Here is a 10,648-nt window from a genome sequence, read left to right on the forward strand (position 1 = left end):
CGTCATTCAGGTGCATGAAAACCGGGGTGCGCACTGACGACGACGGCCGTGCGTCCCGCTTCTCGCGGTCCGCACGGCCGTCATCGAATCTCCCAGCCGGAGGTCGGTCAGCCGGCGTCGCCCTCGGCCGCCTCGGTGAGATCTCCCGGCGCATCGGGCACCTCACGCGGCTTCTCCGTGCCGGTGAACGTGAACGTGGCGTCCTCGCCGTCGTCCTCGCCGTCCCAGCCGTCGACGTCGACCAGGATGATCTGCCCGGCCTTGATCTCCTCGAAAAGGATCTTCTCCGACAGCTGGTCCTCGATCTCGCGCTGGATCGTCCGACGCAGCGGACGGGCGCCGAGCACCGGATCGAAACCGCGCTTCGCCAGCAGCTGCTTGGCCCGATCGGTCAGCTCGAGCTCCATGTCCTTGTTCTTCAACTGCTCCTCCACACGACCGATGAGGAGATCGACCATCTCGATGATCTCGTCGCGGCTCAGCTGGTGGAAGACGATCACATCGTCGATGCGGTTGAGGAACTCGGGGCGGAAGTGCTTCTTGAGCTCGTCGTTGACCTTCTGCTTCATCCGCTCGTAGTTCGAGCCGCTGCCGTCGTCCCGGCTGAAGCCGATCCCGACCGCCTTCGAGATGTCGGCGGTGCCGAGGTTCGACGTGAAGATCAGGACCGTGTTCTTGAAGTCGACCGTCCGCCCCTGCCCGTCGGTGAGACGACCGTCCTCGAGGACCTGCAGCAACGTGTTGTAGATCTCCGGGTGAGCCTTCTCGATCTCGTCGAACAGGACCACCGAGAACGGCTTGCGCCGCACCTTCTCGGTGAGCTGGCCGCCCTCGTCGTATCCGACGTAACCGGGAGGCGCACCGAACAGACGCGATGCGGTGAACCGATCGTGGAACTCGCCCATGTCGATCTGGATCAGCGCATCGTCCTCGCCGAACAGGAAGTTCGCGAGCGCCTTGCTCAGCTCGGTCTTGCCGACGCCCGAGGGGCCGGCGAAGATGAACGATCCCGACGGACGCTTCGGGTCCTTGAGGCCCGCGCGAGTGCGACGGATCGCCCGCGAGACGGCCTTGACGGCGTCGTTCTGCCCGATGATCCGCTTGTGCAGCTCGTCCTCCATGCGGAGCAGACGCGAGGTCTCCTCCTCGGTGAGCTTGAACACCGGGATTCCGGTCCAGTTGCCGAGGACCTCGGCGATCTCCTCGTCGTTGACCTCGGCCACGACGTCGAGGTCGCCTGCGCGCCACTGCTTCTCACGCTCGCCCCGCTCGGCGACCAGCTGCTTCTCCTTATCGCGGAGGCTGGCCGCCTTCTCGAAGTCCTGCGCGTCGATCGCCGATTCCTTCTCCTTGCGCGCTTCGGCGATGCGGTCGTCGAACTCGCGCAGGTCTGGCGGCGCGGTGAGTCGACGGATCCGCATCCGAGCGCCCGCCTCATCGATGAGGTCGATCGCCTTGTCCGGCAGGAAACGGTCGTTGATGTAGCGATCGGCGAGGGTCGCAGCCGCCGCCAGGGCACCGTCGGTGATCGACACCTTGTGGTGCTGCTCGTAGCGGTCGCGGAGACCCTTGAGGATCTCGATCGTGTGCGTCACCGACGGCTCGCCGACCTGGACCGGCTGGAACCGGCGCTCCAGCGCGGCGTCCTTCTCGATGTACTTGCGGTACTCGTCGAGGGTGGTCGCACCGATCGTCTGCAGTTCACCGCGGGCCAGCTTCGGCTTCAGGATGCTCGCCGCATCGATGGCGCCCTCGGCGGCACCCGCGCCGACCAGCTGGTGCAGCTCGTCGATGAACAGGATGATGTCACCGCGGGTGTTGATCTCCTTGAGCACCTTCTTGAGGCGTTCCTCGAAGTCACCGCGGTACCGGCTGCCCGCCACCAACGACCCGAGGTCGAGGGTGTAGAGCTGCTTGTCCTTGAGGGTCTCCGGCACGTCGCCGGCGACGATGGCCTGCGCGAGACCTTCGACGACGGCGGTCTTGCCGACACCGGGCTCACCGATCAGCACCGGGTTGTTCTTGGTGCGCCGCGAGAGGACCTGCATGATCCGCTCGACTTCCTTCTCCCGGCCGATGACCGGGTCGAGCGAACTCTCCGCGGCGGCGGCCGTGAGATTCCGGCCGAACTGGTCGAGGACCAGCGACGTCGACGGGGTGCCCGAATCGGACGAGCGGGCCCCGGTTCCCGCCTCGGCCGGCTCCTTGCCCTGGTAGCCGGAGAGGAGCTGAATCACCTGCTGGCGGACCCGGTTGAGGTCGGCGCCAAGCTTCACCAGGACCTGGGCGGCGACGCCCTCGCCCTCGCGGATCAGGCCGAGCAGGATGTGCTCGGTACCGATGTAGTTGTGGCCGAGCTGCAGTGCCTCCCGCAGGCTCAGCTCCAGCACCTTCTTGGCGCGGGGAGTGAACGGGATGTGCCCTGACGGCGCCTGCTGCCCCTGCCCGATGATCTCCTCGACCTGGCTGCGGACGGCCTCCAGCGAGATGCCGAGCGACTCGAGCGCCTTGGCCGCGACACCCTCACCCTCGTGGATCAGACCCAGGAGGATGTGCTCGGTACCGATGTAGTTGTGATTGAGCATCCGCGCTTCTTCTTGCGCCAGGACGACGACCCGGCGTGCGCGGTCGGTGAACCGTTCGAACATTGTTCTCCCTCTATTGCTTGCGCCCCGGCCGCTGCCACTCGACTGTGACCGCCACTCGATCGTGACCGCCACTCGGGCGACGGTGGCGACGCGACCAGACCTTGCCACCACTCTAGTGGTCGGCGGCCGCGTCACGGCGGTTACACCCGTCCTCGAGCACGCGCCCGAGGCTAAGGCGGGGTTCTGCTGAGCACAACGTCGCGCGTGGCATCGATGTTCCCTCGCGGATACGCCCTGAGCGAACGGTCGATCGCCCGTGCGTCGACGATGCCGTGATTGACTGTCTCTCATGTCGACGAGCAGCGTTGAGCGGCCGCGGACCACCGGCCGGAAGTGGCGGATCCCCGGCGGGATGGCCGCGGTCGCCGCAGCGGGGGCGGCGCTCATGGTGATCGCGGCGGGCGCCATCCTCGCCATCTCGCCGCCCGACCGGTCCGACGCCGCCGACCGCGGCGTCCTGCGCACCTATGCGTCCGCGCCCACGGCGGCCTGGACGCTCGACGACGTCGACCTGCCGGGCGCCACCGGCAACGGCTCGGTCCGGGTCGCCGCCACCGACGGCGACGACTGGCTCATCGAATACGCCGTCGGCATCAAGAGCACCTTCCTGCTCGTCGACGGCCGTACCGGGCACCCCCGATGGGACACACCGCTCGACGCCGGGTTCGGCGACTGCGCCATCGCCGAACACCACCGCATCGGGTGCGCCATCCGGCTCGGGATCGACGGCCCCGAGAACGGCTTCTACCTCATCGACCGCGACACCGGAGAGGGCACCAAGATCGCCGACGAGTCCGGGACGGCGTCGGTGACGGGCTTCGGCGACGGCTTCGTTCTGATCAATCAGAGCGGATACCAGGTCAGCATGCTCACGCCGACCGGCGACGTCCGCTGGAGCCGGACGTTCGCCGATGCCGCCACCGCGCGCGCAGCGGGCCCGCTGCTCATCATCGAGACCTCCGACGGCGGACGCTTCGTCGTCGACCCCGCCGACGGATCCGACCAGGTGTCGTGCACGCGCTGCGAGATCACCGAATACGCGTCCGGGGTCGCGGTGACGCGCACCGCCGACGGCCGGGAGGCCGTCGAATTCCACCCGGTGACCGGGTCGACGGTCGCCGCCGACCCGGTCCGCACCATTCGGCGCGCCGCCGTGGTCCGCGGCCCGTCCACCCTCCCGGTGGTCACCGCCGCGGGCCCCGGGAGCGTCCTGGCCGACAACGGCCGCTACCGGATCATCGATCCGGCCGACGGCGGCACCGTCTGGCAGATCCGCGACCCCGAACTGTCGAAGGTCCACGCCCGCCCCTGCGGTGATGTGGTCTCGCTCGCGCGCAAGGACCGGTCGCGGAGGTTCTTCGACCTGCGCGAGGGGGTCGGCCGCGGATCGACGCCGCCGCCGGCGTTCGGCGACCCGGAGTCGGACATCGACAACGCCGCCTGCGTGGGGGCGTCGGACTCCGTCGCCGTCTTCGCCACCCCGAACCGACTGACCGCCTACGGCGTCGACTCGGGTGACCGTCGGTGGACCCGACCGCTGCTCGGCTCCGTGCACAACGTCGACGGCTACCTGGTCCTCAGCGAGGGCAGCACCCTCACCCGACTGCGTCCGAACTGATCGGGGTCCTAACTGATCGGGGTCCTAACTGATCGGGGCCTACCTGATCTGGGCGGGATCGACGGAGACGAGCGCGGTCCCGTCGACCACCCGTCTCCCGTCACCGCGGTCGGCCCACACGTCGCACCGGACACGGAGGCCGCCGGTGCTCTCGCCCAGGACCTCGGTGATCACCCCGCCGGCCGTCACCGTGTCACCGGCGCGAACGTTGTCGCGGAACCGGCAGTCGATGCCGAGGAGTGCGCGACGGGTGCCCCGCCATCGCGCGATCATGTCGACGATGTACGCCATCGTCGCGCCGCCCTGATTCACGGCGCGATCGCCGAGCCCCGCCCGGGCGACGGCCTCCAGGTCGAAGTGGATCGGGTTGGGGTCGTCGAGGATCAACGCGAACTGCCGGATCCGTTCGGCGTCGACCGCGTCGACCACGAACTCCGGCAACACCGTGCCCACACGCAGATCCTCAGTCATCGCGCTGTCAGCCATCGAACTGTCAGTCATCGCACCGTCAGTCATCACCGTCTCCCGCCTCGCTGCCTCGCGCCCGTTTGAACAGGTACACGCTCGTGACGGACCCCATCGCGACGTCGGGGCGCTCGTCGTCGGACAGTTCCACCGTCACGGTGATGCTGTCGAGCAGCGATCCGTCGCGGGTGACGCGGCGGCCGATGTCGTCGATGACCGCCGTCGACCGATATCTGCGGTCCACCAGCAGCGGCCGGTCCTGACGGATCGAGCACGTACCGAACAGCAGGGTGTCGTCGTCTCTCTTCTCGGCGAGGGCGCACAACTCGTCCACGCTGATCCCCATCCCCCGCAACGCGATCACCAGCATCCAGATGGTGTGGGCGAGTTCACCGGACTCCGGATCGTCGTCGGCGTACAGCGCGTGATCGGCGATCACCGCCTGATGCCGCGGAACGGCGATCACGGCACCCGGCAGCCGCCGACCGACCAGCGTCGGATCGAGTTCGTCGACCGCGGCCGTCACATCGACACCCCGCCGTCGACCGGGACGACGGCCCCGGTGATGTACCCGGCTTCGTCGGAGGCCAGGAACGCCACCGCCGCCGCCATCTCCGACGGTTCGGCGAACCGCCCCATCGGCACCGTCGCGGTCATCGCAGCGAGCTGCTCCTCGGGTATCGCGGCGACCATCGCCGTCGCCGCATTCGGCGAGATGGCGTTGGCGGTGATCCCGAACCGGGCGGTCTCCTTGGCGACCGATTTGGTGAATCCGATGATCCCGCCCTTGGCCGCCGCATAGTTGGACTGCCCGACATTGCCGTGCATCCCCGTGAACGACGTGACGTTGACGATCCGCCCGAAGCCGGCGGCCCGCATGTGCGGAATCGCCGCCCGCGTCACGTGGAACGTCCCGCCGAGGTGGACGTCGAGGACCGACCGCCACTGATCGTCGGTCATCTTCCAGACGACGGCGTCGCGGGCGATGCCCGCGTTGTTCACCACGACGTCGATCGACCCGAACCGGTCGACGACCGAGTCGATCCCGCGGGTGACGGCGTCCGGATCGGCGACGTCCAGGACCACCGGCAGCATCCGCTCGCTCGGGGCGCCCCAGGTTCTCGCGAGGACGTCGCCGTCCCAGTCGGCCACTGCGACCCGCGCCCCGGCCGCGTGGAAGTACGCGGCGATCGCCTCGCCGATGCCCTGTCCGGCGCCGGTCACCAGCACGGTGCGAGATGAGAAATCACAGGTGAGCGTCATGCACAGCTCCTCAGGTCGGTGGGATGGTCGGTGTAGCGAGGTCAGGAGATGGTAGCGAGGTCAGAAGATGGTGTAGCCGCCGTCGACGACGACTTCGTTGCCGGTGTGGAACGTCGACTCGGGGTCGCCGAGGAAGGCCGCGACCTCGTGGAACTCGTCGGGTGTCGCCCAGCGGCGCACCGGAGTCCGCTTGGTCGTCGCCTCGACGAACTGCTCGTTGCCGCGCAGGTGGGCGTTCATCGAGGTGCCGACCCAGCCGGGGATGAGGATGTTGCACCGGATCCGGTGCCGGGCCAGTTCGACGGCCATCGTCCGGCCCAGGGCGCTGATGCCGGCCTTGCTCGCCCCGTACGCCGCCTGCCGGGCGCCGCCGTACCGGGTGATCGTCGACGACACGACGACGATCGCGCCGCCCCCGCCGCGTTCGACCATGTGCCGCGCGACCTCGCGGGTGGTGAGGAACGTCCCGTCGAGGTTCGTCTGGATCACGCGGCGGAAGTCGTCCAGGGACGTCTCGAGGTACGGCCGGTCGTCGGCGACCCCCGCATTGGCCACCAGGATGTCGATGCGGCCGAACGCCGCGACCGTGGCCGCCACCGCGGCCGCCACGTCGGTCTCATCGCCGACATCGCACGCGATCGCCTCGGCACGGACTCCGTGCGACCGCAGGGTCTCGACGGCCGCCGCACTGCGCTCTGCGTTGCGTGCCCACACCGCGACGTCAGCGCCTGCCAGGGCGAGTCCCTCGGCGAGTCCGAGGCCGATTCCTCCGTTGCCGCCGGTCACCACCGCGACCCGGCCGGACAGATCCGTCATCGTGTCTCTCCTGTCGTCGTCCGGACTGTCGTCGTGCGGCCTGCTGTCGTGCGGACTGCTGTCGTCTGCACCGGTGTGGGTCGCGGGAGTCCGACGAGGTCGGCGAGGACCTCCCGATGGACGTCCGGCCCCCCGAACTGCAGCAGTGACGCCTTCGCTCGCTTGAGATACAGGTGCGCCGGATGCTCCCAGGTGAAGCCGATCCCGCCGTGCATCTGCACGTACTCCTGGGCCGCACGGACGGCGACGTCCGAACACCAGGCATGCGCGGTGGACGCCGCGACCGCCACGTCCGGCGACCCGGTCGCCACTGCGTCGGCCGCGTACCGGGCCGCCGCACGCGCCTGATTGATCTGCACCCACAGATCCGCGAGCCGGTGTTTGAGCGCCTGATACGAACCCAGCACCCGACCGAACTGCCGACGCTCACCGAGATAGTCGACGGTGTCCGCCAGACAGTGCTCGGCCAGCCCGAGCTGCTCGGACGCCAGCAGGGCCGTCCCGGCCAGCAGGGACTCCTCCCGCGCGCGGCGGGCGGCACCGCTCACCAACCGTCCGGCGGCACCGCGGAATTCGACGTCGACGACGGGCCGCGTCTCGTCGAGGGAGACCACCCGGCTCACCGTCACCCCGGGCGCGGCGACGTCGACGACGTACGTGTCGTCACCGCGCGGCACGATCAGCGTCTCGGCGGCCGCGGCGTCGACGACGTTCCGCACCGCACCCGTGAGGGTCCCGTCGACCACGTCGACCTCCGGCGGATCGGAGAACCACGCGGTGTCCGCCGGCACCGCGAGCGCCGCGATCGTCTCACCGGACGCGATCCGCGCCGTCAGGTCCCCGTCCCCGACGACCTGCGCGTACCGCAGCGCGACGACCGCACTGCCGAGCATCGGGACCGGCGTCACCGACCGTCCCAACTCCTCGAGCACCACGGCCGTCTCCCGCCATGACGCGCCCGCACCGCCGTCGTCTTCGGGCACGGGGAGCGCCGCGACCCCCACCGATTCGGCGAGCGTCCGCCACAGTGCGACGTCGACGGACTCCTCGGTGTCGATGCGCGCGATGGTCTCGGTGACCCCGCCGGCCCGGGTCACCGCGGCCCGCACCGTGGCCCGCAGATCGTCGTCGAGCTCCGAGTACAGCAGGCCGGGCGTCGTGTTGTCAGTCGAGGTCATCGGGGCAGCTCATTCCATGGGATCGTGGTGTCGGTGCGGGCCTCCGCCGGGAGCCCCAGCACGCGTTCGGCGATGATGTTCCGCATGATCTCGGAGGTCCCGCCCTCGATCGAGTTGCCTTTCGTCCGCAGGAAACGGAAGCCCGACGGCCGGTTCTCGTCATCGAGATCGGGCCGGCGGAACGTCCAGTCGTCGTACCGGAGTCCGTCGGCGCCGAGGATGTCGAGTTCCAGGCTCGACGCCCGCTGAGCCAGGTCGGCGAACGCCAGTTTGGAGCCCGACCCCTCCGGTCCCGGAGTCCCGGCGACGGCCTGCTGCCGCAGCCGCTCGGTGGTCAGCCGCATCGTCTCGGCCTCCACCCACAGCCGCATGAGCGCGTCGAACGATCCCGGGGTGCGTCGAGCGTCCGCCGCTCGCCACAGGTCCGCGACCCGCCCGATCGGGCCGCCTTCGCGGGGTACCGCCTCGGCGCCGATCGTGACTCGCTCGTTCATCAGGGTCGACTGCGTGACTCGCCAACCGGCGCCGACGTCGCCGAGCCGTTGGGTGTCGGGGACGCGCACGCCGTCGAGGAAGACCTCGTTGAACTCCGCTTCACCCGTCATCTGCCGCAAGGCCCGCACGTCGACGCCCTCGGCCTGCATGTCGCAGACGAAGTACGTGAGTCCCCGATGTTTCGGGACGGACGGGTCGGTGCGCGCGATGAGCAGCGCCCACCGCGATCGGTGAGCGAGCGACGTCCACACCTTCTGGCCGTCGACGACCCAGTCGGTGCCGTCGCGGACCGCGCGGGTGGCCAGCGCCGCCAGGTCGGAGCCCGCCGACGGTTCACTGAACAGCTGGCACCAGATCTCCTCGCCGGTCCACAGCGGACGCAGCCACCGCGCTCGCTGTTCGGGGCTGCCGTATTCGACGATGACCGGGGCGGCCATGCCGAGCCCGATCACGTTCTGCCCGGGCGCGTTGTCGGGGGCGCCCGCCGCCGCGAAAGCGCGGTCGACGACCCCCTGCAGAGCCGGCTCCGCTCCCAGACCGCCGCAGCCGACGGGGAAGTGCACCACGGCCAGGCCCGCATCGAAGCGGGCGCGCAGGAACTCCAGACGCGGTGTGCTCGCCGGGTCGTGTTCGGCGAGAAACTGTTCCACCGCGCTGACGACGTCGTCGACGGTCATCTCGGTCATTCGTCTCCTGAGTCTCCGTTCGAATGTGGTTGCGCTCACCGTCACACGACGCGAGCCCCTCCGGATGTCCCGCTCTGACACACGTCGGGGCGGCGGCCTCACCGGCCGTGTCGACCCGGATTGGGACATCGACGCGGCACGCCCCGGCCCTACGGTGACTTGCGATCACCCGCCGAAGCCTTGAGGAGACTCCCCGTGACGACAGCCCCGTTGACCTTCGCGAACGCCGCCGAGCTGCTCGACGCCGTCGGAACCGACCTCCCGACGGGCGAATGGATCTCCGTCGACCAGCGTCGCGTCGACACCTTCGCCGACGCGACCGACGACCACCAGTGGATTCACGTCGATCCGGAGCGTGCTGCGGCCGGTCCGTTCGGCGGCACCATCGCACACGGTTACCTGACGTTGTCGTTGATCGGGCCGATGATCGGCGACGTACTCGCCGTGCCCGCCGCCTCATCGATCCTCAACTACGGTCTCGACCGCGTGCGGTTCCCCGCTCCGGTTCCGGTCGGCGGTCGCGTCCGGCTCGTCGCGTCGATCGGCGAGATCGCCGCCGTCACCGGCGGCGTCCAGGTTCGGATCGACGCGACGGTGGAGTGTGAGGGTTCATCGAAGCCCGCCGCCGTCGCGGGTGTCGTCTATCGCTATCTCTTCTGAGCTCCCGCTCGCCGCTTCCCTGTCTCTCGCCGCTTCCCTGCCTCGCCGCTTCCCTGTCTCTCGCCGCTTCCCTGCCTCTTGCCGCTTCTCCCACTCACCGCAGACAGGTCTCACGGCAGCTTGCGGGTCTCACGGCAGCCGATCGCGAGCAGAACCCGAATTGTCCGACCCCGTGAGTATCATCGAACATGAGTTCGAGATACGGCGAACGTCATCGGGAATTTCGGGGAGGACGCCATGACCGCGACGATGATCTTTCCGCCCGGACCGGGCAACCCCGGCCCCGGCCCGGCATTGCGTGGGCCCGGCGAGCTCGCGGAACCGTCGGTGACGGTGACCGATGAGGAGTTGGTGATCCGACTCCCCCGACCCGCGGGAGCAGCGGGCCGGGCAGCGGACCCCGAGGACGGGAAGGCTGCTGGGCGTGATGATGCGGCGATGATGCTCTTCGCCGCCCGCGCCGACTCCTTCCACGGCCTGGTCCTCTGGCATCGGTATCGGGCGATCTACGACCTGGCCAGCGACCGGATCGCCGAGGCGAATGCTGCCGCCGACGCCAACACCGCTGCCGAGACTGTCGGGAACACCGATGTGTTCACTCGGCTTTATGATCCGCTGTGTCAGGTCGCCGCCTCCTACGCGGTGGTGGCCGGAGTGCGGCAGTGCACCGCCGAACGCTTCGTCGATGAGGCCCTCGCCTGCTTCGACCGCATCCCCGCCATCGGGAGACTGTTACGCGACGGGGTCCTGACGCCGTTCTGGTTCCGCCGCGCCATCGAACAAACCGCCCTCATCGACGACCCCGACATCCTGGCGTTC

The 10,648-nt window shown here is 69.3% G+C and carries 9 protein-coding genes and 1 pseudogene; 3 read left to right on the forward strand and 7 right to left on the reverse strand.

Features of this window, described 5'->3' with window-relative positions; translation table 11 throughout:
* Positions 1-107: 107 nt before the first annotated feature.
* Positions 108-2,648 carry an ATP-dependent Clp protease ATP-binding subunit gene (locus G528_RS0115235; protein WP_026919706.1) on the reverse strand — a complete coding sequence of 847 codons (2,541 nt, stop codon included), beginning with the start codon at positions 2,646-2,648 and terminating at the stop codon, positions 108-110.
* A 289-nt stretch (positions 2,649-2,937) separates the two neighbouring features.
* On the opposite strand from G528_RS0115235, the gene G528_RS0115240 reads away from it, so the two are divergent.
* A complete protein-coding gene (locus G528_RS0115240) occupies positions 2,938-4,266 on the forward strand; it encodes a PQQ-binding-like beta-propeller repeat protein (RefSeq protein WP_051198884.1) in 1,329 nt (442 codons plus the stop codon).
* A 39-nt stretch (positions 4,267-4,305) separates the two neighbouring features.
* Here the strand turns inward: G528_RS0115240 and G528_RS0115245 are convergent, their stop codons facing one another.
* The 6 genes from G528_RS0115245 to G528_RS0115270 are packed head-to-tail and all read right to left on the reverse strand — an operon-like array spanning position 4,306 to position 9,169.
* Positions 4,306-4,737: a MaoC family dehydratase gene (locus G528_RS0115245; protein WP_035720261.1), complete on the reverse strand. Its 432-nt coding sequence runs from the start codon at positions 4,735-4,737 to the stop codon at positions 4,306-4,308.
* Between the two features lie 37 nt (positions 4,738-4,774).
* Entirely contained in the window at positions 4,775-5,257 is a 483-nt protein-coding gene (locus tag G528_RS0115250; protein ID WP_026919709.1) for a hypothetical protein, read from the reverse strand.
* A complete protein-coding gene (gene fabG / locus G528_RS0115255; protein ID WP_026919710.1) occupies positions 5,254-5,994 on the reverse strand; it encodes a 3-oxoacyl-ACP reductase FabG in 741 nt (246 codons plus the stop codon). The genes G528_RS0115250 and fabG overlap by 4 nt, the downstream gene beginning before the upstream one ends.
* A gap of 60 nt (positions 5,995-6,054) precedes the next feature.
* Positions 6,055-6,810, reverse strand: coding sequence for an SDR family NAD(P)-dependent oxidoreductase (locus G528_RS0115260; protein ID WP_026919711.1), 756 nt, complete (start codon positions 6,808-6,810; stop codon positions 6,055-6,057).
* A complete protein-coding gene (locus G528_RS17845; RefSeq protein ID WP_084638260.1) occupies positions 6,807-7,988 on the reverse strand; it encodes an acyl-CoA dehydrogenase family protein in 1,182 nt (393 codons plus the stop codon). The genes G528_RS0115260 and G528_RS17845 overlap by 4 nt, the downstream gene beginning before the upstream one ends.
* Positions 7,985-9,169: an acyl-CoA dehydrogenase family protein gene (locus G528_RS0115270; protein WP_026919712.1), complete on the reverse strand. Its 1,185-nt coding sequence runs from the start codon at positions 9,167-9,169 to the stop codon at positions 7,985-7,987. The genes G528_RS17845 and G528_RS0115270 overlap by 4 nt, the downstream gene beginning before the upstream one ends.
* A 195-nt stretch (positions 9,170-9,364) precedes the next feature.
* Between G528_RS0115270 and G528_RS0115275 the strand changes: the two genes are divergently transcribed.
* A complete protein-coding gene (locus G528_RS0115275) occupies positions 9,365-9,829 on the forward strand; it encodes a MaoC family dehydratase (protein WP_026919713.1) in 465 nt (154 codons plus the stop codon).
* 237 nt (positions 9,830-10,066) lie between these two features.
* Positions 10,067-10,648 (forward strand): annotated as a pseudogene (locus G528_RS0115280) (hypothetical protein); the annotation flags it as partial.

Source organism: Gordonia shandongensis DSM 45094, assembly GCF_000423025.1.
Classification (GTDB): domain Bacteria; phylum Actinomycetota; class Actinomycetes; order Mycobacteriales; family Mycobacteriaceae; genus Gordonia; species Gordonia shandongensis.

Excerpts from the sequence above, each read along its gene's own strand:
- G528_RS0115235 (WP_026919706.1), bottom strand. The coding sequence starts at position 2,648 with ATGTTCGAACGGTTCACCGACCGCGCACGCCGGGTCGTCGTCCTGGCG.
- G528_RS0115240 (WP_051198884.1), top strand. The coding sequence starts at position 2,938 with ATGTCGACGAGCAGCGTTGAGCGGCCGCGGACCACCGGCCGGAAGTGG.
- G528_RS0115245 (WP_035720261.1), bottom strand. The coding sequence starts at position 4,737 with ATGACTGAGGATCTGCGTGTGGGCACGGTGTTGCCGGAGTTCGTGGTC.
- fabG (WP_026919710.1), bottom strand. The coding sequence starts at position 5,994 with ATGACGCTCACCTGTGATTTCTCATCTCGCACCGTGCTGGTGACCGGC.
- G528_RS0115260 (WP_026919711.1), bottom strand. The coding sequence starts at position 6,810 with ATGACGGATCTGTCCGGCCGGGTCGCGGTGGTGACCGGCGGCAACGGA.
- G528_RS17845 (WP_084638260.1), bottom strand. The coding sequence starts at position 7,988 with ATGACCTCGACTGACAACACGACGCCCGGCCTGCTGTACTCGGAGCTC.
- G528_RS0115270 (WP_026919712.1), bottom strand. The coding sequence starts at position 9,169 with ATGACCGAGATGACCGTCGACGACGTCGTCAGCGCGGTGGAACAGTTT.